Raw genomic sequence first — 21,101 nt, 5'->3', positions numbered from 1 at the left:
CTAGGAACGGGCCGCGCCGCCGTCGCCCTGACCGCCCTCGCAGGGCTCCGCCCAGCGCGGGTCGGCGGTGAACACGGTGTCGGTCACCGTGTTCGGGTACACCTCGGTGACCGCCCGGCGCAGGCGCTCGCGGATCGCGTCCAGGGCCGCCAGGCCGCCCTGCGGCGGAAAGTCCGGGGGCAGTACCACATGGGTCATCACGTAAAGCTGGCGGCCGGGGCGCACCATGCGCACCTCCAGCTGGCGCACCGGCAGGTCCGCCAGGGCCGCGTCGATGGCGGCGCGCACCGGCCGGCGCAGGGTGCGCGGCGGCGCCCGGTTGAGCAGCTCCATCAGCGCGCCCCGGGCCATGCGGATCGGCATGCCCAGGCAGAACAGCACCACCGCGATCACCAGCACCGAGTCCACATAGGGCACGATCTGGTGCCAGCCCAGCCAGCGGGCCACCGGAATGAAGCTGAAGGTGAGCAGCACCGAGCCGGAAATCAGCGAGTTGATCAGCCAGTTTTCGAAATCCGCGCGCACCAGGGGCGTGTCCAGGCGTTCCTTGGCGCGGTACAGGGTCCAGGCGGTGAACGAGCAGGCCAGGGTGGCGAACAGGGCATAGAGAATGGCCGGGCCGGCGACGATGGCGCGGCCGCCGGAGAACAGCGCCAGCACCGCGTCGCCCAGGGCGAACAGGGACACACCCAGAATCAGCAGCCCCTTGCCGGCGTTCACCAGGGACTCAAAGTAGCCGTAGCCGAAGGGGAATTTACGGTCGTCCGGCTGGGTGGTCAGGGCACTGATGCGCACCGTCATCAGCGCCACCAGGAAGTAGACCAGATTGAACAGACCGTCCAGAAGAATGGCCTTGGAGTGGGTGATGCTGGCGGCGGTCACCGCCGCGCTGCCCACCACCAGGGCCATCAAGGTGGACAGGATCAGCACCCCGCGTTCGGTTTTCATCATCACCCTCGTGTCGCCGGAAACGAAAATACGAAAGGCAATCAGTCTACCCGAACGGGGCTCGCGGCTCAGTCCTGGTCGTTGGAGTAACCGCGGTAGGCTTCCAGTGCCTTACGGGTCACCACCGGCCCGGCGGCGCGGGTCAGAAAGCGCCGCGTGCCCGGGCTGGCGGCGATCAATACGCCGGCGGCCAGGGCGCCGATGGCCACCAGGCTGCTGTTGTCACGGGTCCAGCGCAGCGCGCTGTCGCCGATCAATGGCCGCAGGCTGTCTTCCAGCCTGGCCTCCGCCGCCGGGGTGTGCGGGTGGTCGGACGGGGTCTCTGGTTTGGAGGCCACCGCCCGGCGTACCAGCAAGGCCAGCAGCACGGTCACCACCAGCAGCCCGAGGCCGGTGTAGAGCGACGCCAGGGGCGCGCCCACGTGGGGCGCCAGCGCCAGCCACCCCGCCGCCGCGAAACACAGCAGGGTGGCCAGGCCGGTGAGCATGGCCAGCCACACCAGGGCGTTGAGGCTGAACAGGGACGAAAGGGGCCGGCGCAGATTCATGGCGTTAGCGGCTGATCAGTTTGCCGAGCAGAATGCCGACGCCGAAGGCGGCGAACACGCTGGTCAGGGGGCGTTCCTTGATTTGCGAACCCCATTGCTCGGTGTGCAGCTCGGCGCGGGCGCGCACATCGTCGAACTGGGCGCGGGCCTGATCGACGCCGGCCTGGGCTTTCTGTTGGGAGCTGCGCTTGGCGGCCTCGGTAAGGGCGCCGAGATCGCGACGCAGTTGCTCGATGTCCTTTTTGAGCGCTTCGGTTTCCTGGCTCATATTCACCACCTCCTGTCGGTTTTGATGGATATCCTTGAACAGGCCGAGCATAGACAACCAGGGCGGGTGCTGCCTATAGACGAGGATCAGGGAAAACGCGGGAAAGGCGGGGGACGCGGCGTCGAGAGGCCGCCCGGCGCGGGCCGGGCGGCTTTGCAAAAGATTGCTAAAGCGTGCGCTCAGAGATGTTTGATGAGCTCGTCGGTGAACTCGTCGGTGGACGCGCTGCCGCCCAGGTCCGGCGTGACCACCTGACCTTCGCCCACCACGTGGCGGATGGCGGCGCGCAGCCGCTCGGCTTTTTCGTTCATTTCCAGGTACTCGAGCATCATGCCGGCGCCCAGCATCAGCGCGGTGGGGTTGGCCACGCCCTTGCCGGCGATGTCCGGGGCGCTGCCGTGCACCGCCTCGAAAATACCGCGGTGTTCGCCGATGTTGGCACCGGGGGCGAGCCCCAGGCCGCCGGTGAGGCCCGCGCACAGATCGGAAAGAATGTCGCCGAACAGGTTGGTGGTGACAATCACGTCGAAGCGGTGCGGGTTCATCGCCAGCTGCATGGCGCAGTTGTCGACGATCATTTCCTCATGGTCGATGTTCGGGTATTCCTCGGCCACCGATCGGGCCACGCTGAGAAACAGGCCGGAGGTGGATTTCATGATGTTGGCCTTGTGCACCACCGTGACCTTGCGGCGGCCCAGGCGTTGGGCGGCTTCGTAGGCGAAACGCATCAGCCGCTTGGATTCCTTGCGGGTGATCACGCTGCGCAGCTCGGCCCGTTCGCCGTCGTCGCTGACCATCTGGCCTTCACCGGAGTAGATGCCCTCGATGTTCTCGCGGATGGTGAGGATGTCCACGTTGTCGTAGCGCGAGCGCACCCCGGGGATGGACAGCGCCGGGCGCAGGTTGGCGAACAGATCGAAGTGCTTGCGCAGGGTCACGTTCACCGAGCGGAAGCCCTTGCCCACCGGCGTGGTGATCGGGCCTTTCAGGGCCACCGTGTTCTTCTCGATCATGTCCAGGGTTTCCTGGGGCACCAGGTCCATGCCCTGATCGAGAGCGGTCTGGCCGGCGATGGCCCGGTCGTAGGCAAAGTCGCATTCCAGGGCGTCCAGCAGGCGCAAGGTGGCCTCTACGATGTCGGGACCGATGCCGTCGCCGGGGATGACTGTTACGCGTGTCTGCGCCATGGAAGAACTCCTTCGATTATCGGGTTGGATAATGGGTTGGCTGGCCTTCACCGTCGATACGACTTTCGCATCGCCGGGTGAACGGGCCGGGTCTGGGATCACCAGGAGGGCGCCAGTCTACCAGACAGGCGCCGGTTCGTGGGGGCGTGAAGGCAAGCTTCGTGCCAGAGGTTTCATGGGGCGGACTTCGGCGTCATCATATCCGGGTATTTTCGACGGGAAGGGGACGGCCTGATGTGGTTATCGGTGGTGGCGATTTCGGTGGGGGCGGCGCTGGGCGCCAATCTGCGCTGGTTTTTGAGTCTCGGGCTGAATGCCCTGTTTCCCGCCATTCCGCTGGGCACCCTGGCCGCCAACCTGCTGGGCGGCTGGCTGATCGGCGTGGCCCTGGGGGTATTCGCCGGCCTGCCGTCGCTGACGCCGGAGTGGCGGCTGCTGGTGGTGACCGGCTTTCTCGGCGCGCTCACCACCTTCTCCTCGTTCTCCGCGGAGATGTTCATCAACCTGCAGGCCGGCCGCTGGGGACTGGCGGCGGCGGGCATCGCCGCCCATGTGGTCGGTTCCCTGTGCATGACCGGGCTGGGCCTGGGCATGGTGGCCCTGGCCCGTCACTGGCTGACGCGCTGAACGCCCGGGCCGGCGCGCCTCAGGCGCGGGCGGTCTCCGGGTACTCGCCGCGCAGCTTGACCACGTCCGCCCGGGGCGGATTGCCGAACAGGCGGCTGTATTCGCGGCTGAAGTGGGACGGGCTCTCATAGCCCACCCGGAAGCTGGCGGTGGCCGCTTCCAGCCCTTCCGAGAGCATCAACCGGCGCGCCTCGTGCAGGCGCAGCTTCTTCTGGAACTGCAGCGGCGACATGCGCGTCACCTGCTTGAAGCTGTGAAACAGGGACGACTCGCTCATGTTCGCCATGTCCGCCAGGTCGCGCACCCGCAACGGTTCGCTGAACCGGTCCTTGAGCACCGAGATCACCTTCGAAATACGGTGCACCTGGCTGTCGGCCACCGCCAGTTTGCGCAGGCGCGGGCCGATCTCGCCGGTCAGCGCCCGGTAAAGAATCTCGCGCCGGGCCAGGGGCGCCAGAATCGGCGCGTCGGCGGGGCTGTCGAGCAAATTCAGCAGCCGCAGCATGGCTTCCACCTGCCCCTTCTCCGCCTGTACCCGCCCCAGGCCACAGGCGCTTTCGGTGCATTCCGGGTCGTCGTCGATGTCCAGGGCCGCGTCGCCCAATTCCAGCATCAGGTCGGTGACTTCCTGGGGCTCGATGGTGATTTTCAGGCCCAGGTAGGGCTCCTCCGGCGATGCCCGGGTGACCTTGCCGAGCACCGGCAAATGCACCGACGACACCAGACAGCTCAGCGGCCCGTAATCAATCTCCCGGTCGCCCAGCCAGATTGTCTTGGCGCCCTGGGCGATCAGACACAGGGACGGATCATAGATCGAGGACCCCATGCAGCTGGTGGTCGAGTCGGCCCGGAACAGGTCCAGGCCAGCGATGGACGTGGCATTGACCCCCTCGTTGGGGGCCCACTTCTGGATCTGGCTGGAAAGAGTTTTCGCCAAGCGGCCGAGTTCGGGGTCGGGCAGGTTGTGAATCTGTGGGCGGGCGGTCACGGGGCGTCCTCCGGTCGACGGTGAAACGGTGGTGGCATCAATAAGTGGCGAGTCTACGCCCGTATTTAGCGGCTTTTATGACAAAAAGCCAGATATTTGCAGGATTGGGCAAGCACCGCGCAGGAACGGGCAACCGACCTTCACAGTGCCCCGAAACGGGGCCCGGTGTCCGCAGGGCTGTGCCATCTTCTGGCACGCTCTTTACAGGATCAGGCAAGTAAGCGGCAGGAACTCGATAACGCCGTGGTGGCACCCGCCGCTACAGTACACCCCCATAACCTCCCTCTCAGAATAACAACGGCTTCGGGCTTGACCTGAACTTAAGTTGAGGAATTACCGTTCATCGCTTAACGCATACGGAGTACGACACCATGGAAAATCTCAACGACGCCCCGGCGGCGGGCGCGGGCCTGTACTGGGGGCTGGCCACGCTGCTGATGGCGGCCCTGCTGGTTCTGGCCGGCTGCGACGCCCGCGGTGAAGCGGACGCCGCCGCCGCGCCTCCGGCCCCGGAGGTGGACGTGGCCCGGGTGCTGGTGGAACCGGTGACCCTGTGGGAAACCTTCACCGGCCGGGTGGAAGCCCCGCAGACGGTGCAACTGCGCCCCCGCGTCAGCGGCTATATCGATGAAGTGGCCTTCGAGGAAGGCGAGCTGGTGGAAGCCGGCGCGCTGCTGTTCCGCATCGATCCGCGCCCCTACGAGGCCCGGGTGCGCGCCGCCAAGGCCTCGGTGAGCCAGGCTCGCAGCCAGCGCCAGCTCGCCGAGGGCGAGGCCGGCCGCGCCCGCAAGTTGCTGGACGCCCGCGCCATCTCCCGGGAGGAATACGACCAGCGTCAGGCGGCGCTGCTCAACGCCCGTGCCCTGGTGGACGAGGCCGAAGCCGCCCTGGCCAGCGCCGAGCTGGACCTGCGCTACACCCGCATCACCGCGCCGGTGGCCGGCCGTGCCGGCCGCGCCCTGGTCACCAAGGGCAACCTGGCCAACGCCGACCAGACGCTGCTGACCACGGTGGTGTCGGTGGACCCTCTGCACGTCTATTTCGACAGCAACGAGTCCGACGCCCTGGGCGTCCAGAGCCTGCTGCAAGAGGGAAAGAGCGCGCCGCTGCGCATCGGTCTCACCGGCGAGAGCGGCTTTCCCCACTCCGGCACCCTGGATTTCGTGGACAACCAGCTGAACCCGGACACCGGCACCCTGCGTTACCGGGCGGTACTGCCCAACCCGGATGGCATTTTTAAACCGGGCCAGTTCGCCCGCGTGGAAATGCCGGTGGCCCGGCTTGAACAGGCGGTGCTGATCAATCGCAAGGCGGTGATGGCCGACCAGGCACGGCGGTTCGTCTACGTGGTCGGCGACGACAACACCGTGGCCCGGCGGCCGGTGGTCACCGGCCGCGAGGTGCATGACCTGATCGTGGTCCGCGATGGCCTCAAGTCCGGCGACCGGGTGATCGTCAACGGCACTCAGAAAGTGTTCGCCCCGGGCCAGCCGGTGGCGCCCAACCCCATCGCCATGGGGGAGCCCACCGCCGCCGGTGAAATCGCCAACCGCTGACCCCCGGACGCTGACTTAACCCAGGCACTAATAACCCCCAGGGAACGACGCACAGGCGGCGGACACAGGTCCGCCGTTCAGGAGCCCTTTGTCATGAATTTTTCCCGTTTTTTCGTGGACCGGCCGATTTTTGCCGCGGTGCTGTCCATCATCATTTTCGCGGTGGGGGCGATTTCCATACCCAACCTGCCGATCAGTGAATACCCGGAGGTGGTGCCGCCCTCGGTGCTGGTGCGCACCGTCTACCCGGGCGCCAACCCCAAGGAGATCGCCGAGACCGTGGCCACGCCGCTGGAGGAAGCGATCAACGGGGTCGAGGACATGATGTACTTCAAGTCCGTGGCCGGTTCCGATGGCGTGCTGCAAATGACCATTACCTTCCGCCCCGGCACCAACGCCGAGGATGCCACGGTGCGTGTGCAGAACCGGGTCAGCCAGGCGCTGGCGCGGCTGCCGGAAGCGGTGCGCCGCCAGGGCGTGACCACCCAGAAGCAGTCGCCCACCTTTTTGATGGTGGTGCATCTGGTGTCACCGGACGCCCGCTACGACACCCTGTATCTGCGCAACTACGCCCGTCTGCACGTGCGCGACCAGCTGGCGCGCATCAGCGGTGTCGGCGAAGCGCAGATCTTCGGCGGCGGCGACTACGCCATGCGCGCCTGGCTGGACCCGGAGCGCATCGCCGCCCGTGGGCTCACCGCCGGCGACGTGGTGGAAGCCATGCGCGAACAGAACGTGCAGGTCTCCGCCGGCCAGATCGGCGCCGAGCCGATGCCGGACAGTGACTTCCTGACCCTGATCAACGCCAAGGGGCGGCTGACCAGCGAACAGGAGTTCGGCGACATCGTGCTCAAGGCCGGCGACGACGGCGAGATTCTGCGCCTGCGCGACGTGGCGCGGCTGGAACTGGGCGCCGGCGACTACACCCTGCGGGCGCGGCTGGACGGCCAGGACGCGGTGGCCATCGGCATCTTCCAGGCCCCCGGCGCCAACGCCCTGGACATCCGCGAGCAGGTGGTCGCCACCATGGACGAACTGTCCGAGCGCTTCCCGGAAGGCGTGGAGTACCGCACCGTTTACGACACCACCATTTTCGTCAGCGACTCGATCCGCTCGGTGATCCAGACCCTGCTGGAAGCGATACTGCTGGTGGTGCTGGTGGTGACCCTGTTCCTGCAGACCTGGCGGGCGTCCATCATTCCGCTGCTGGCGGTGCCGGTGTCGGTGGTGGGCACCTTCTCGGTGCTGTACTTGCTGGGCTACTCGATCAATACCCTGACCCTGTTCGGGCTGGTGCTGGCCATCGGCATCGTGGTGGACGACGCCATCGTGGTGGTGGAGAACGTGGAGCGCAATATCGAGGAGGGGCTGACCCCGGTGGCCGCCGCCCACCAGGCCATGAAGGAAGTGTCCGGCCCGATCGTCGCCATCGGCCTGGTGCTGTGCGCGGTGTTCGTGCCGATGGCGTTCCTGTCCGGCGTCACCGGTCAGTTCTATCGTCAGTTCGCGGTGACCATCGCCATTTCCACGGTGATCTCCACGATCAACTCGCTGACCCTGTCGCCGGCGCTGGCGGCCCGCCTGCTGCGGCCCCATGACGCGCCCCGCGACCGGCTCACGCGCATTATCGATGCGCTGTTCGGCTGGCTGTTCCGGCCGTTCAACCGCTTCTTCAATAAAAGCTCCGGCAAGTACCAGGGCGCGGTGTCGCGCAGCCTGCGCCGTCGCGGCGCCGTGTTTGTGATCTATCTGGTGCTGCTGGCCAGCACCGGCGCGCTGTTCAAAATGGTGCCGCCGGGCTTTATTCCGATCCAGGACAAACAGTATCTGGTGGCCGGGGTGAAGCTGCCCGAGGGCGCGTCCCTGGATCGCACCGACGCGCTGCTGCGTCAGGTCACCGACATCGCCATGGAGATCGACGGCGTGGAGCACGCCATTTCGTTTCCGGGCCTGAACGCGCTGCAGTTCACCAACACCTCCAACACCGGGCTGGTGTTCCTGACCCTGGCGCCGTTCGGCGAGCGGGCGCTCAGCGCCGAGCGGATCAACGCCGAGATCGCCGCCCGGATCGGCGGCCTCAAGGACGGCATCGCCTTCTCGTTCATGCCGCCGCCGATCCAGGGGCTGGGCAACGGCTCCGGCTATCAGCTGTTTATCGAGGACCGGGACGGCCTGGGTTATGGCCCGCTCCAGGAGGCGGTTACCGCCTTCCAGGGCGCGGTGATGCAGACCCCGGGCATGAGCTACCCGATCACCAGCTACCAGGCCAACGTGCCGCAGCTGGACGCCGAGGTGGACCGGCTCAAGGCCAAGGCCCAGGGCGTGTCGGTCACCGATCTGTTCATGACCCTGCAGACCTATCTGGGCTCCACCTACGTGAACGATTTCAACCAGTTCGGCCGCACCTGGCAGGTGATCGCCCAGGCGGACGCCTCCTACCGCGACAGCGTCGAGGACATCGCCCGTCTGCGCACCCGCAACAACCAGGGTGAGATGGTGCCGATCGGTTCCATGGTGGACGTGCGGCAAAGTTTCGGCCCGGACCCGGTGCTGCGCTTCAACGGCTACCCGGCGGCGGATCTGGCCGGCGAGGCCGACCCGCGGGTGCTGTCGTCCGCCCAGGCGATGGGCGCGCTCACCGACATCGGCGAGCGGGTGTTGCCCGCCGGCGTGGACTTCGAGTGGACCGACCTGAGCTATCAGCAGCACACCCAGGGCAACGCCGCGCTGGTGGTGTTCCCGCTGGCGGTGCTGCTGGTGTTCCTGGTGCTGGCGGCGCTCTACGAAAGCTGGACCCTGCCGCTGGCGGTGATCCTGATCGTGCCCATGTGTCTGCTGTCGGCGCTGGTGGGCGTGTGGCTGATGGGCGGCGACACCAACATCTTCGTGCAGGTGGGTTTGGTGGTGCTGATCGGTCTGGCCTGTAAGAACGCCATTCTGATCGTGGAATTCGCCCGTGAGCTGGAACTGCAGGGGCGCGCCACCGTGGACGCGGCGCTGGAAGCCTGCCGCCTGCGGCTGCGCCCGATCATCATGACCTCGATCACCTTCACCGCCGCCGTGGTGCCCCTGGTATTGGGCCACGGCGCCGGCGCCGAAGTGCGCCAGGCCCTGGGCGTGGCGGTGTTCGCCGGCATGCTCGGGGTGACCCTGTTCGGGCTGTTCCTGACGCCGGTGTTCTATGTGGCCCTGCGCAAGCTGGCCGGCCCGCTGAAAACCGATCACGTTTCCACGATGGACGGCGAAGCCGGCCATCTGCCGGGAGAGAACCATGCGTAATGTATTACTGTCCGGCGCGGCGCTGCTGTTGTTGAGTGCCTGCGCCGTGGGGCCCGATTACCAGGCCCCGGATCCTCAGGCGCCGGCCCGCTTCGAGGAGGCCCGCGACAGCGGTGCCTTCAACGGCGAACAGCGCCGCTTCTGGCAAGGTTTCCAGGATCCGCTGCTGGCGCGACTGATCGAGCAGGCCCTGGACGCCAACCAGGATCTGCGCGCGGCCCTGGCCCGGCTCGATCAGGCCGGCGCGCTGCTGCGTGGCGCCCGCGCCGACCAGTATCCGACCCTCAGTGCCAATGGTTCCGCCGGCGAACAGTATCTGGCGGAAGTGGAGCGGATGGACCCGAACCAGGAGCGGGTCACCCGCTACCAGGTGAACGCCGCCGCCCGCTGGGAACTGGACCTGTTCGGCCGTCTGCGTCGTGGTCGCGAGGCGCGCCAGGCGGACCTGGACGCCGCCGGCGCCGACCTGGCCACGCTGCAGGTGGCGCTGGTCGGGCGCCTGGCCAGCGACTATTTCGAACTGCGCGGGCTGCAACAGCAGCTGGCGGTGGCCCGGCGCAATGTGGCCAACCAGCGGGAATCCCTGGACATCGTGGCGGCCCGGCTGGACGCCGGTCGCGGCACCGAGTTCGACCGGGTGCGCGCCCGCGCCCGGCTGGACGCCATTCGCGCCACCCTGCCGGACCTGGAGGCGGGCATCCGCGAGCGCATGTACCGCATCGCCGTGCTCACCGGCCAGACTCCGGGTGCCCTGGTGGGGCAACTGACGTTGCCGGGTCCGCTGCCGGAGAGCCTGCCGGCGATTCCGGTGGGCAGCCCCGGTGACGCCCTGCGCCGGCGGCCGGACATCCGCGCCGCCGAGCGGCGGCTGGCCGCCGCCACCGCGCGCATCGGCGTGGCCACCGCCGATCTGTTCCCGAGTTTCAGTCTGGACGCGCTGATCGGTTCGGTGGCGGCGGATTCCTCCGATCTGTTCAGCGGCCCGGCGGAATCCCGCGCCGTGGCTCTGGGCGTGGACTGGACCTTCCTGGATTTCGGCGGCGTGCGCAGCCGCATCGACGCCGCCGACGCGGCCAGTCGGGCGGCCCTGGCGGATTACCGGCAGACCGTGCTGGAAGCGCTCGCCGAGACCGAGACCCAGCTGGTGCGTTACCAGCGCGCCCAGGTGCGCAGTGCGCGGTTGGAGGATGCCACCGACGCCGCCGGCCGCGCGGCGGAGCTGGCCCGCACCCGCTATGAGCAGGGCTACATCGGCTACTTCGAAGTGCTGGCGGCGGAGCAGGAGCTGATCGATACCCGCGATAATCTGATCGAGAGCCGCACCGCCGAGACGCTGGCCATGGTGGGCATTTACAGGACCCTGGCGGGTGCGCCGCTGCCGGCTGACGACAATGAGACGCAAGCGGTTGAGGCGGTACCGGCGGGGGGGTAATTTAGCCGCTTCTCCATCGTGGACGCGGTAGTTGGCCGGGGCTGGTAAATCGTTATGAAGAGGGAGTGTTCGTGATGGGTGGTATGCGCGGTGTGGTGGTGGGTTTGGGATTGCTGTTGCTGGCGGCCACGGCGCGGGCGGACGATGCTTTGATCGCTTCGGTGAAGCAGGTAGAGAACGAGCTGCAGGCCCGGGTCGGGGTGGCGATATCCGACACCGACAGCGGGCGTCGCTGGACCTATCAGGCGGACCAGCGGTTCCCGTTCGCCAGTACCTTCAAGGTGCTGGCCTGCGGCGCCCTGCTGCACAAGGTGGACGCCGGCGAGGAACGCCTGGACCGGCGCGTTCATTACACCCGCGACGATCTGGTGACCTATTCGCCGACCACCGAACGGCATCTGGAAGACGGCATGACCCTGGCCGCCCTGTGCGAGGCGACCATTACCCTGAGCGACAACACCGCCGCCAATCTGGTGCTCCGGGCCATCGACGGTCCCGCCGGGCTGACCGCCTTCCTGCGCGGCATCGGCGATACGGTGACGCGGCTGGACCGCTACGAGCCGGCCCTGAACGAAGCCACCCCCGGCGACCCCCGCGACACCACCACCCCCGAGGCCATGCTGGCAACCCTGCGCACGCTGCTGTTCGGTGACGTCCTGAGTCCCGCCTCGCGGCGGCAGCTGCTGGACTGGATGAAGGCCGACCGGGTGGCCGACGACCTGCTGCGCGCCGGCGTGCCGGACGACTGGACCGTGGCCGACAAAACCGGTGCCGGCGAGCACGGCTCCCGCGGCATCATCGCCGTGATGTGGCCGCCGGGCCATGGCCCGGTACTGGCGGCCATCTATCTCACCGAAACCGACGCCACCCTGGCCCGGCGCAACGCCGCCATCGCCGACATCGGCAAGGCGCTGGCCGCCGTGCTCCCCTGACCGCCGGCGGCCCGCCATGGACCCGGCGGGTGTTGGCCTTATAATGAGCGGCCGTGATTCTTCAGCGACCACCTCGGGGGCCCATGAACGACAATCGTACCCGGCTGCTGCGCGCGGCCGCGGATCTGTTCGCCCGCAAGGGCTTCCACGCCACCGGCATGAGTGACCTGGAGAAGGCCACCGGCCTGGGGCGCAGCTCCCTGTACCACTATTTCTCCAACAAGGAGGAAATGCTGTTCGAGATCACCACCCGCTATCTGCGCGAACTGGTGGCGCTGGGGGAGCGGCTGCTGGGCGAGGAGATGCCCGCCGAACAGCGGTTGCGCCGCTTTTCCCGGGCGGTGATGCGCAGCGTCGCCGACGACCTGTCGGAGCTGACCGTGTGTTTCCGCGAGATGCACGCGGTCACCGGCGACAACCGGCAGGCGCTGCTGGACCTGCACCGCCAGTATGAGGGGGTGTGGGCGCGCATCCTGAGCGCGGGCTTCGACAGCGGCGAGTTCGAGCAGACCGATGCGTTGTCGGTGAAGGCGGTGCTGGGCATGCATCACTACAGCTACCTGTGGCTGCGCCCGGATGGCCATCGCAGCCCGGAGGCGATCGCCGAGTCGTTCTGCGATCTGATACTGAACGGCCTGAAAAGCCCCGGCGCTTAGACCCTTTCGCTTTTAGATTTCCTTTCTTTATCGCTTTTTGATGTACCGCACGGTACAGGCAGTTTCCTCTTCAGCCCGGTGATTCCGGGCGCCTCAAGGGCTCCATTGGTAAAGCCGATGGAGCGGAAGCCTTTCATTGTTTTTTCTTATTTTAATTGAAAATCAATGAGTTAAGCTGATTCTTCTGTGCGACTTCACGGTATCGCTTAACAGCAGGCCCGGGCTTTACAGCGACCGACCGGTCATTCTAGTGTATGGACCAGTCGGTACAGTCCCGTGTTTGTCGGGTCGGCCGACCGCAACGAGAGCGTTCGAATAATAAAACCGACACGACAGGTGGAGGACAACAACATGCTGCAGGCCGCCGGCGCGATATGCGCGCGCGTTTCCCGTCAATTCATTCCCAACCCTTTTATTTTCGCCATTCTGCTGTCCGCGGTGGTGTATCTGCTGGGCATCGTCATCACCCACCAGAGCCCGGCGCAGATGGTCGGCCACTGGTACGACGGCTTCTGGAATCTGCTGCAGTTTTCCATGCAGATGGTGGTGATCCTGCTGTTCGGCTATGTACTGGCCAGCTCGCCGCCGGTGCGCCGGGCGGTGCGCCGCGCCGCCGCGCTACCGCGCAGCGCCGGCCAGGCGGTGATGCTGGTGACGGTGCTGGCGGTGGTGTTCGGCTTTCTGAGCTGGGGCCTGGGCCTGATCGTCGGCGCCATCGCCGCCCGTGAGGTGTGTAGCCAGGCCAAGGCCCGTGGCATCAAGGTGCACTATCCGCTGGCCGCCGCCGCCGGCTTCTCCGGGCTGATCATCTTCAACTTCGGGCTGTCCGCGTCGGCACCGCTGCTGGTCAACACCCAGGATCATTTCCTGATCGACCAGATCGGACTGATTCCGGTCTCCGAGACCATCTTCTCGCCGGCCAACCTGATCACCTTTATTGCCTATCTGATCATCATCCCGCTGATCTACCGGGCCATGCACCCGAACCCGGATGACGTGCAGGAAGTGAGTGACGATGAAGCGGAGCCCGAGGCACGGAGCGAGGCGCGCCAGGAAGACGGCGAAACCACCCTGGCGGAGAAACTGGAAAACGCCGCCATCCTCAACTGGATGCTGGTGGTTCCGGGCCTGGGTTATCTGGTCTGGCACTTCTACAGCAACGGCTTCGATCTGAACCTGAACCTGGTCAATTTCGCGCTGCTGGTGTTCGGCCTGATCGCCTACCGCACCCCGATGGCCTATGTGAACGCCATCGACGACGGCATCCGCGCCTGCGGCCAGATCGTGCTCCAGTTTCCGCTGTACGCCGGGATCATGGGCATGATGGCCGGCTCCGGCCTGGTCACCGTGTTCGCCAACTGGCTGGTGTCGATCTCCACGCCGGGCACCTTCCCGCTGCTGGCCATGATCAGCGCCGGGGTGGTCAACCTGATGGTGCCGTCCGCCGGCGGCCAGTGGGCGGTGCAGGGCCCGCTGCTGATCCAGGCCGGCCAAAGCCTGGGCGTGGACAACGCGGTCACGGTGCTGGCGTTCGGTTACGGCGACCAGCTCACCAACGCCATCCAGCCCATGTGGATGCTGCCGCTGCTCGGCGTCACCGCCCTCAAGGCCCGCGACGTGGTCGGCTACACCGCGGTGATGATGCTGTTCGCGTTCGCCATCTTCGGCCTCGGCATCACCGTGCTGCCGCCGCTGTTCGGCTGAGTTTCCCCTGAGAAAAAACAGGAGTGCATCAATGAGCTACACGGAAAACCTGGCGCCGCTGTGCTGGACGCCCACCCCGCAACAGGCGGCGGACACGCAGATCGCGCGCTTCGCCCGGCAGGTGGGTCTGGAAGGCGCGGGTTACGCCGACCTGCATCGCTACTCGGTAACCTGCCTGGAAGACTTCTGGGCCGAGTTCTGGCGCTTCGCCGCGCCCCTGGCCAGCGACTACGATCAGGTGCTGAGCCGCGACGGCGAGGCACGCATGATCGGCGCCCGCTTTTTTGTTGGCGCGCGGATGAATTTCGCCGAGAACCTGCTGGCCGGGGACGCCGCCGACATCGCGGTGATCGAAACCGGCGAGGACGGCGTCGGCCGGGAAGTGACCCTGGCGCAATTGCGTGAGCGGGTGGCCGGTGCCCAGCAGGCGCTGCGTGCGCTCGATGTGGGCGAGGGCGACCGGGTCGCCGGCCTGATGCCGAACACCCTGGACACCCTGGTGCTGGTGCTGGCCACCGCCTCCATCGGCGCCATCTGGTCCGCCTGCGCGCCGGAGTTCGGCGTCAACGGCGTGCTCGACCGCTTCGGCCAGATCGAACCCAAGGTGCTGGTGGCGGTGCCCCGCTACCGGTACAACGGCCGCCAGCATGACATCGGCGAGCGGGTGGCGGAGATCGCCAACAAACTGAACGTGGCTCACCTGCTGCTGTGCGGCGACGGCGAGGCGCCCGGGGCCAACGTCCCCGGCCAGCGGCTGGACGAGCTGGCCCGGGGCGCGCCGGCCCGGCCGGACTATGTGGCGCTGCCGTTCAACCATCCGCTCTACGTGATCTATACCTCCGGCACCACCGGCCTGCCCAAGTGCATCGTGCACAGCGCCGGTGGCACCCTGATCACCCATCGCAAGGAGCACATGCTGCACTGCGACATCGGCCCCGGTGACCGCGTCCTCTATTACACCTCCACCGCCTGGATGATGTACCACTGGATGATCACCGCCCGCGCCAGCGGCGCCACCCTGGTGCTCTACGACGGCGCCGCCCTGCCGAAACGGGACGGCACCCTGGACCACGACGTGCTGTGGCGCATCGCCGCCGAGACCGGCACCACCCATTTCGGCACCAGCCCCAAGTACCTGTCGTTGCTGGAGCAGGACGGGCGGCGGCCCGGCGATGACCATGATCTGTCCGCCCTGCGCATGGTGATGAGCGCCGGCGCGCCGCTCACCGAGGAGAACTTCCGCTGGGTCTACGGCGCGGTGAAGGCCGACCTGTGCCTGGCGTCGATTTCCGGCGGCACCGAAATCATGGGCTGCTTCGTGATGGGCAACCCGGCCGGGCCGGTGCGCGCCGGCGAGATCCAGGTGCCGGCGCTGGGCATGGCCATGGCCATGCTCGACGAACGGGATATTCCGGTGCTGGGCCGCCACGGCGACCTGGTGTGCACCGAGCCGTTCCCGTCCATGCCCCTGGGGTTCTGGGGCGACGACGGCTGGCAGCGCTATCTGGACACCTACTTCGGCGAGCGCGCCGACATCTGGACCCACGGCGACGTGGCCTACTTCACCGCCAGCGGCGGCATCGTCATCACCGGCCGCAGCGATACATTGCTCAAGCCCGGCGGCGTGCGCATGGGCCCCTCGGAAATCTACCGGGTGGTGGAGGCCCTGGACGGGGTGGAGGATTCCCTGGTGATCGGCTACCCGGCGGAGGGCGGCGATATGGACCTGTGGCTGTTCGTGGTCACCGGCCCGGAGCAGGCCATGGACGACGGCCTGGAGGAGCGCATTCGCTCGTCGCTGCTGCGCGAGGCGTCGCCCCGCCATGTGCCCAAGCGCATCTTTCCGGTACCGGAAATTCCCTACACGCTGAACGGCAAGAAGGTAGAGAAAGCGGTGCTGCAACTGCTCACCGGCAAGCCGGTGAAAAACAAAGGTTCGCTGCTCAATCCGGATTGTCTGGATGAGTTCGTGACGGTGGCGGAGGTCCGGGCATGAGCCACTGGGACTGCGCCATCGCCGGCATCGCCGAGCTGACCCCGACGCGCCGCACCGAGGGCGAAACCACCCTGGGCATGATCGCCCGGGTGAGCGCCGAGGCGGTGGCCGACGCCGGCCTGGAGCCGGCCGCCATCGACGGCCTGCTGGTGGGCCCGCAGGTGGGCGAGACGCCCCAGCACGTGCCGGCCACGGTCAGCGAGTACCTGGGCCTGCGGCCCACCATGAGCAATGTGGTGGACCTGGGCGGCGCGTCCGGCGCCGGCATGGCCTGGCGGGCGGCGGCGGCGATCAACGCCGGCATGTGCGAGGCGGTGCTGTGCGTGCTGGCCAATACCCGCGAGCCGACGCCGCCGCGCTCGCCCAACCGCAACCCGATCCGCGAGTTCGACGTGCCGTTCGGCGCCTCCGGCGCCAACGCCGCCTACGCCATGATCGCCCAGGCGCACATGCATCATTACGGCACCACCAGCGAGCAGCTGGCCACGGCGGTGGCCGCCCAGCGCCGCAACGCCGCCCGTCATCCGCAGGCGATTTTCCGCGACGCGCCGATCACCGTGGACGACGTGCTCAACTCGCCCTGGGTGGCGGAACCGCTGCGCTTGCTGGAAGTGGTGATGCCCTGCGCCGGCGGCGCCGCCTTCGTGGTCACCTCGGCACGCCGGGCCAGGACCCTGCGGCAGCCGCCGGTGCTGCTGGCCGGCGCCGGCGAAAAGGTAACCCACCGGGCCATCTCCGGCGCGCCGGACCTGCTCTCCGGTCCGCTTAAACCGGCCATGGCCCGGGCCTTCCAGCAGGCCGGCGTGGACGCCGGCCACATGGACCTGCTGTCGCTGTACGACTGCTACAGCATCATGCTGGCGGTGACCGTGGAAGACGCCGGCCTGTGCCCGCCGGGGCAGGGCGGCCCCTGGCTGGCGGCCCACGACCTGAGCGCGGAGGGTGACCAGCCGCTCAACACCCACGGGGGGCAGCTGTCGTTCGGCCAGGCCGATCTGGCGGGCGGCATGTCCCACCTCATCGAGGCGGTGCGGCAACTGCGACACCAGGCCGAAGGCCGGCAGATCGCCAACGCCCGCCACGCTCTCATTACCGGCAATGGCGCCACCATGAGCGAAGCCACCGCTCTGGTGCTGCGTCGGGAGGACTGACCATGACCCTCAGCAAACCCGGCCCCCAGGCCAGCCCGCTGTCGCAACCGTTCTGGGACGGCTGCCGTGAGCGCCGCCTGCGGCTGCAGTATTGCCCGGACTCCGACCGCTGGGTGTTCTACCCCCGCGCCCTGGACCCGCACGGCTGGTCGACCCACCTCCAATGGCGCGACGCCAGCGGACGGGGCACGGTGGCTTCGTTCATCGTGGTGCACAAACCCGGCCACCCGGCGTTCCAGGAAGACGTGCCCTATGTGGTGGCGCTGATCGATCTGGAGGAAGGCCCGAGAATGCTCTCCAATGTGGTGGGCTGCGCGCCGGAGCAGGTGCGCATCGGTCAGGCGGTGCGCGTGCACTGGGTGGAGCAGGGTGGTGAAGTGCTGCCGAAATTCGTTCCCGAGGAGTTCGCTCACAAGGAGAAAGACTGATGGACGCCCATCTTGAACCGGTGCTGCTGGACGGCATCCGCACCCCGTTCGGCCGCTATCTGGGTGCCCTGGCGTCGGTGCCGGCGCGTACCCTGAGCGCCGCGCCGGTGGCCGAGCTGGTCCGCCGCTATCCGGCTTTTCAGCGCGCCGACGGCGTGCTGCTGGGCCAGGTGCTGCAGGCCGGCCAGGGCCAGAACCCGGCCCGTTTGATCGCCGCCGAGGCCGGCGTCGACTGGCGGGTGCCGGCGCTGACTCTCAACAATGTGTGCCTGGCCGGGCTGGCCAGTGTCGCCGATGCGTCCCGGCGTATCCGCCTGGGCGAGGGGCGGCGCTATATCGTCGGCGGCGGCGACTCCATGAGCCGCGCGCCCCACGCCCGGCTGATGCGTCAGGCGGAACGCCGTCCCGGCGAGCTGGCGTTCACCGACATCATGATGAACGACGGCCTGTGGTGTTCGCTCACCGACGAGGGCATGGGCCCGCTGTCGGAGCGCGCCAACCGGGACCTGGGCATCCAGCGTCCGGAGCAGGATGCCTTGGCCGCCGCCTCCCACCGGCGCGCCGCCGCCGCCGTGGAAAGCGGCTTCTTCGACGGCGAGATTCTGCCGTTCGACAACGGTTCGGCACGGCTGGATCGGGACGAGGGCATTCGCGCCGACAGCAGCGAGGAAAAGCTGGCCGGGCTGCGCGCCGCCTTCGAGGAAGGCGGCACCATCACCGCCGGCAGCGCCTCGCAAATGACCGACGGCGCCTCCGCCGGTCTGGTCTGTTCCCTGGCCGAGGCGGAGGCCGCCGGCGTCACGCCTCTGGGCCGGATCCGCGCCTGGGCGGAAGTGGCCGGGCCGGACAACACCCTGCACTTGAAACCGGCCGCCGCCATCGAGCAGGCGGTGGCCCGCGCCGGCCTGCGCCTGGACGACATCGACGTGTTCGAGATCAACGAGGCGTTCGCCGCCGTGGTGATCGCCAGTTGCCGGCACCTGGATCTGCCCGCCGACAAGGTCAATGTGAACGGCGGCGCCATCGCCCTGGGCCACCCGCTGGGCGGCACCGGTTTCCGGTTGCTGCTCACCGCCGCCCGGGAACTGCGTCGCCGTCAGGGCCGCTACGCCGTGGCCTCCCTGTGCGGCGGCGGCGGCCAGGGCTACGCGGTGGTGCTGGAACGACTTGCCTGAACAACACTGAATCATGAATGAAAAGGAGTACCCATGAGCGCCAATGATCAAGCCAAGGCCGTTAACGGCTGGACCGAGACCCGTCACGGCATGCCCCGCGAAGGCCAGATCGCGGAACGCAAAAAGGACGTCACCGAGAAAGACATCGAGCTGTTCAGCGAAATGAGCGGCGACTACAACCCGCTGCACACCGACAAGGCGGCGGCGGAAGCCTCGCGCTTTGGCGGCCTGATCGTGCAGGGTGGGGTGACCACCGGCATTCTCAACGCGGTGGTGGCCGAGGACCTGCCCGGCCCGGGCAGCGTGTTCCTCAGCGTGGAATGGAAATTCTCCAAGCCGGTGTACGTGGGCGACACCATCACCGGCCGGGTGGAAGTGCTCAATGTGCGTGAGGACAAGCCGTTCTGCACCATCCGCACCACCGTGGAAAACCAGGACGGCGAAGTCTGCATCAGCGGTGAAGCGGTGACCTACACCGCCGCGCTGCCACGATGAACACTGTGGATCCGGCCGCCGTTATTCGCCGTGATCCGCGCGGCTGCTGGCGGGGACTGACGATCCTCGCCGGCGCCATGTTGCTGGGCATGACCACCTGGTTTTCCGCCACCGCGGTGGTGCCGCAACTGCGCGAGCTGTGGTCGCTGACGCCGGGTCAGGCGGCGTGGATGACGATCAGCGTGCAGCTCGGCTTCGTGGTCGGGGCCCTGGGCTCGGCGCTGTTCAACGTGGCCGATCTGATCCCGCCCCGGCGGCTGATGCTGTTCGGTTCCATTGGCGCGGCGCTGGCCAATCTGCTGCTGCTCAGCGAACCCGGGACCACCGGCGCCATGCTGCTGCGCGGGCTCACCGGCCTGTTCCTGGCCGGCGTTTATCCGCCGGCGATGAAGGCCATGGCCACCTGGTTCAAGGTTAAGCGGGGCACCGCCCTGGGCATCATGGTGGGCGCGCTGACGCTTGGCTCCGCCACCCCCCATCTGGTCAATGGCCTGGGCGGGCTGGACTGGCGTCTGGTGATCGTCGCCACCTCGGTGCTGACCCTGGCCGGCGGGCTGATCGCCGAGTTTCTGGGCAGTGACGGCCCCTTCGATTTTCCGCGCGCGCCGTTCAACCCGGGGCAGGCGTTGCGGGCCTTCTCCGACCGGCCGGTGCGGTTGGCGTCGATCGGCTACTTCGGCCACATGTGGGAGCTGTACGCCATGTGGGCCTGGTTCTCGGTGTTCATCACCCAGGTGCTGCACAACGACGGCTGGGCGGAGCCCGGCGGCACCGGCGCGCTGCTGGCGTTTCTGGTGATCGCCATCGGCGCCGTGGGCTGCTGGGTGGGCGGCGAACTGGGCGACCGCTGGGGGCGCGGCAACACCACCTCGGCGGCGATGATCGTATCCGGCGCCTGCGCGCTGCTGATCGGCTTTCTGCACAGCGCGCCGCTGCCGCTGGTGCTGCTGGTGGGCCTGGTGTGGGGCTTCGCGGTGGTGGCGGACTCGGCGCAGTTCTCCACCGTGATCACCGAGTTGGGCGATCAACAATACGTGGGCACCGCTCTGACCCTTCAGCTGGCCATCGGCTTCGTGCTGACGGTGCCGACACTCTGGCTGATTCCGGTGGTGCAGAACGCCTGGGGCTGGCCGGCGGCGTTCGGTCTGCTGGCCATCGGGCCGGTGGTGGGCACCATCGCCATGCAGAAGCTCAAGGAATACGAACGCTAACTCGCGAAAAAAAGTTATGGTTCGGCGCGGCGCAAGCCGCGCTTTTTTTAACTGTCTTCCCGCAAGTTCTCGAGCATTCGGTTACCGATCTCGATAAAGGCGTCCACGTCTTTTTTCGGGATGCCTTTCAGCAGCGTCTGTCTGACCTCATCCTCCGCCTCCTGAATGCGCGTCATCAGTCCCTGGCCGGTCTTGCTCAGCGCCAGCAACTGGCTGCGGCGGTCCTCCGGGTTGGGGGTGCGGGTGACCAGGTTCATGGTCTCCAGCTCCTTGATCACGCGGGTGATCTGCCCCTTGTCGCGGCCGGTGGTGGCGGCGATGTGCTGGGCGGTGCAGGCGGGCTGGCGCGCGATCATCTGCAGCAGACGCACGTGCATGCCGTTGATCGGCAGATCGTAGTCGCGGATCGCCCGCTTGCTGCTGACCTTGAACTGGAAGGCCAGCTGCCAGAGCACCTGGCGGATATCGGCTTGGTGTGGCATGGGTTTCAATGTGATGTAATTGGTTGACAATATCAACC

Annotated in this window: 19 protein-coding genes; 13 read left to right on the top strand and 6 right to left on the bottom strand. The window is 67.4% G+C overall.

Going from position 1 to position 21,101, the window contains the following annotated elements; genetic code table 11:
• The 4 genes from ACLD0W_RS15180 to ACLD0W_RS15165 all read right to left on the bottom strand — a co-directional run bounded on the left by ACLD0W_RS15180 (nt 1) and on the right by ACLD0W_RS15165 (nt 2,951).
• Nucleotides 1–948: a cation diffusion facilitator family transporter gene (locus ACLD0W_RS15180; protein WP_410308318.1), complete on the bottom strand. Its 948-nt coding sequence runs from the start codon at nt 946–948 to the stop codon at nt 1–3.
• A gap of 68 nt (nt 949–1,016) precedes the next feature.
• Nucleotides 1,017–1,496: a hypothetical protein gene (locus ACLD0W_RS15175; RefSeq protein ID WP_410308317.1), complete on the bottom strand. Its 480-nt coding sequence runs from the start codon at nt 1,494–1,496 to the stop codon at nt 1,017–1,019.
• A 4-nt stretch (nt 1,497–1,500) separates the two neighbouring features.
• Nucleotides 1,501–1,764 (bottom strand): YqjD family protein, encoded by a 264-nt coding sequence (locus ACLD0W_RS15170; protein WP_410308316.1) that lies wholly within the window; start codon nt 1,762–1,764, stop codon nt 1,501–1,503.
• A 179-nt stretch (nt 1,765–1,943) separates the two neighbouring features.
• Nucleotides 1,944–2,951 carry an isocitrate dehydrogenase gene (locus ACLD0W_RS15165; protein WP_410308315.1) on the bottom strand — a complete coding sequence of 336 codons (1,008 nt, stop codon included), beginning with the start codon at nt 2,949–2,951 and terminating at the stop codon, nt 1,944–1,946.
• Between the two features lie 234 nt (nt 2,952–3,185).
• Here ACLD0W_RS15165 and crcB point away from each other — a divergent pair, with 234 nt between their 5' ends.
• A complete protein-coding gene (gene crcB, locus ACLD0W_RS15160; RefSeq protein WP_410308314.1) occupies nt 3,186–3,578 on the top strand; it encodes a fluoride efflux transporter CrcB in 393 nt (130 codons plus the stop codon).
• A 19-nt stretch (nt 3,579–3,597) separates the two neighbouring features.
• On the opposite strand, the gene ACLD0W_RS15155 is transcribed toward crcB, so the two are convergent.
• Entirely contained in the window at nt 3,598–4,566 is a 969-nt protein-coding gene (locus ACLD0W_RS15155) for an AraC family transcriptional regulator N-terminal domain-containing protein (protein WP_410308313.1), read from the bottom strand.
• 371 nt (nt 4,567–4,937) lie between these two features.
• On the opposite strand from ACLD0W_RS15155, the gene ACLD0W_RS15150 reads away from it, so the two are divergent.
• From ACLD0W_RS15150 to ACLD0W_RS15095, 12 genes are all read left to right on the top strand, one after another.
• A complete protein-coding gene (locus tag ACLD0W_RS15150) occupies nt 4,938–6,122 on the top strand; it encodes an efflux RND transporter periplasmic adaptor subunit (protein ID WP_410308312.1) in 1,185 nt (394 codons plus the stop codon).
• A gap of 93 nt (nt 6,123–6,215) precedes the next feature.
• Nucleotides 6,216–9,401, top strand: coding sequence for an efflux RND transporter permease subunit (locus tag ACLD0W_RS15145; RefSeq protein ID WP_410308311.1), 3,186 nt, complete (start codon nt 6,216–6,218; stop codon nt 9,399–9,401).
• Nucleotides 9,394–10,833 (top strand): efflux transporter outer membrane subunit, encoded by a 1,440-nt coding sequence (locus ACLD0W_RS15140; RefSeq protein WP_410308310.1) that lies wholly within the window; start codon nt 9,394–9,396, stop codon nt 10,831–10,833. The genes ACLD0W_RS15145 and ACLD0W_RS15140 overlap by 8 nt, the downstream gene beginning before the upstream one ends.
• A gap of 83 nt (nt 10,834–10,916) precedes the next feature.
• Complete coding sequence (bla, locus tag ACLD0W_RS15135; RefSeq protein ID WP_410308363.1) at nt 10,917–11,765, top strand: class A beta-lactamase; 849 nt, start codon at nt 10,917–10,919, stop codon at nt 11,763–11,765.
• Between the two features lie 83 nt (nt 11,766–11,848).
• Nucleotides 11,849–12,421 (top strand): TetR/AcrR family transcriptional regulator, encoded by a 573-nt coding sequence (locus ACLD0W_RS15130; RefSeq protein ID WP_410308309.1) that lies wholly within the window; start codon nt 11,849–11,851, stop codon nt 12,419–12,421.
• A 351-nt stretch (nt 12,422–12,772) separates the two neighbouring features.
• Nucleotides 12,773–14,125, top strand: a complete 1,353-nt coding sequence (locus ACLD0W_RS15125; RefSeq protein WP_410308308.1) for a short-chain fatty acid transporter — start codon at nt 12,773–12,775, stop codon at nt 14,123–14,125.
• A gap of 31 nt (nt 14,126–14,156) precedes the next feature.
• On the top strand, nt 14,157–16,121 hold the full coding sequence (locus ACLD0W_RS15120) for an acetoacetate--CoA ligase (protein ID WP_410308307.1): 1,965 nt from the start codon (nt 14,157–14,159) through the stop codon (nt 16,119–16,121).
• Nucleotides 16,118–17,272 (top strand): thiolase family protein, encoded by a 1,155-nt coding sequence (locus ACLD0W_RS15115; RefSeq protein WP_410308306.1) that lies wholly within the window; start codon nt 16,118–16,120, stop codon nt 17,270–17,272. Before ACLD0W_RS15120 ends, ACLD0W_RS15115 begins: the two co-directional genes overlap by 4 nt.
• A gap of 2 nt (nt 17,273–17,274) precedes the next feature.
• On the top strand, nt 17,275–17,700 hold the full coding sequence (locus ACLD0W_RS15110) for a Zn-ribbon domain-containing OB-fold protein (protein ID WP_410308305.1): 426 nt from the start codon (nt 17,275–17,277) through the stop codon (nt 17,698–17,700).
• A complete protein-coding gene (locus ACLD0W_RS15105; RefSeq protein WP_410308304.1) occupies nt 17,700–18,875 on the top strand; it encodes a thiolase family protein in 1,176 nt (391 codons plus the stop codon). Before ACLD0W_RS15110 ends, ACLD0W_RS15105 begins: the two co-directional genes overlap by 1 nt.
• Nucleotides 18,876–18,908: 33 nt before the next feature.
• Complete coding sequence (locus ACLD0W_RS15100; protein ID WP_228233647.1) at nt 18,909–19,370, top strand: MaoC family dehydratase; 462 nt, start codon at nt 18,909–18,911, stop codon at nt 19,368–19,370.
• Entirely contained in the window at nt 19,367–20,581 is a 1,215-nt protein-coding gene (locus ACLD0W_RS15095) for an MFS transporter (RefSeq protein WP_410308303.1), read from the top strand. The genes ACLD0W_RS15100 and ACLD0W_RS15095 overlap by 4 nt, the downstream gene beginning before the upstream one ends.
• 47 nt (nt 20,582–20,628) lie before the next feature.
• Here the strand turns inward: ACLD0W_RS15095 and ACLD0W_RS15090 are convergent, their stop codons facing one another.
• Nucleotides 20,629–21,063, bottom strand: a complete 435-nt coding sequence (locus tag ACLD0W_RS15090; RefSeq protein ID WP_410308302.1) for a MarR family winged helix-turn-helix transcriptional regulator — start codon at nt 21,061–21,063, stop codon at nt 20,629–20,631.
• Between the last annotated feature and the right edge of the window lie 38 nt (nt 21,064–21,101).

Origin of the sequence: Alloalcanivorax sp. C16-1, from assembly GCF_046507805.1 — a bacterium.
Lineage (GTDB): Bacteria > Pseudomonadota > Gammaproteobacteria > Pseudomonadales > Alcanivoracaceae > Alloalcanivorax.
Note: the sequence above shows the minus strand (reverse complement) of the source record. Positions and strands in the feature narration are given on the sequence as shown.

Bases quoted from the DNA above. Each gene is read 5' to 3' on its own strand.
- ACLD0W_RS15180 (WP_410308318.1), bottom strand. From the start codon at position 948: ATGAAAACCGAACGCGGGGTGCTGATCCTGTCCACCTTGATGGCCCTG.
- ACLD0W_RS15105 (WP_410308304.1), top strand. From the start codon at position 17,700: ATGGACGCCCATCTTGAACCGGTGCTGCTGGACGGCATCCGCACCCCG.
- ACLD0W_RS15175 (WP_410308317.1), bottom strand. From the start codon at position 1,496: ATGAATCTGCGCCGGCCCCTTTCGTCCCTGTTCAGCCTCAACGCCCTG.
- ACLD0W_RS15145 (WP_410308311.1), top strand. From the start codon at position 6,216: ATGAATTTTTCCCGTTTTTTCGTGGACCGGCCGATTTTTGCCGCGGTG.
- ACLD0W_RS15115 (WP_410308306.1), top strand. From the start codon at position 16,118: ATGAGCCACTGGGACTGCGCCATCGCCGGCATCGCCGAGCTGACCCCG.
- ACLD0W_RS15125 (WP_410308308.1), top strand. From the start codon at position 12,773: ATGCTGCAGGCCGCCGGCGCGATATGCGCGCGCGTTTCCCGTCAATTC.
- ACLD0W_RS15165 (WP_410308315.1), bottom strand. From the start codon at position 2,951: ATGGCGCAGACACGCGTAACAGTCATCCCCGGCGACGGCATCGGTCCC.
- ACLD0W_RS15110 (WP_410308305.1), top strand. From the start codon at position 17,275: ATGACCCTCAGCAAACCCGGCCCCCAGGCCAGCCCGCTGTCGCAACCG.
- ACLD0W_RS15090 (WP_410308302.1), bottom strand. From the start codon at position 21,063: ATGCCACACCAAGCCGATATCCGCCAGGTGCTCTGGCAGCTGGCCTTC.
- ACLD0W_RS15095 (WP_410308303.1), top strand. From the start codon at position 19,367: ATGAACACTGTGGATCCGGCCGCCGTTATTCGCCGTGATCCGCGCGGC.
- ACLD0W_RS15170 (WP_410308316.1), bottom strand. From the start codon at position 1,764: ATGAGCCAGGAAACCGAAGCGCTCAAAAAGGACATCGAGCAACTGCGT.
- ACLD0W_RS15140 (WP_410308310.1), top strand. From the start codon at position 9,394: ATGCGTAATGTATTACTGTCCGGCGCGGCGCTGCTGTTGTTGAGTGCC.
- crcB (WP_410308314.1), top strand. From the start codon at position 3,186: ATGTGGTTATCGGTGGTGGCGATTTCGGTGGGGGCGGCGCTGGGCGCC.
- ACLD0W_RS15150 (WP_410308312.1), top strand. From the start codon at position 4,938: ATGGAAAATCTCAACGACGCCCCGGCGGCGGGCGCGGGCCTGTACTGG.
- ACLD0W_RS15130 (WP_410308309.1), top strand. From the start codon at position 11,849: ATGAACGACAATCGTACCCGGCTGCTGCGCGCGGCCGCGGATCTGTTC.
- ACLD0W_RS15120 (WP_410308307.1), top strand. From the start codon at position 14,157: ATGAGCTACACGGAAAACCTGGCGCCGCTGTGCTGGACGCCCACCCCG.
- ACLD0W_RS15100 (WP_228233647.1), top strand. From the start codon at position 18,909: ATGAGCGCCAATGATCAAGCCAAGGCCGTTAACGGCTGGACCGAGACC.
- bla (WP_410308363.1), top strand. From the start codon at position 10,917: ATGCGCGGTGTGGTGGTGGGTTTGGGATTGCTGTTGCTGGCGGCCACG.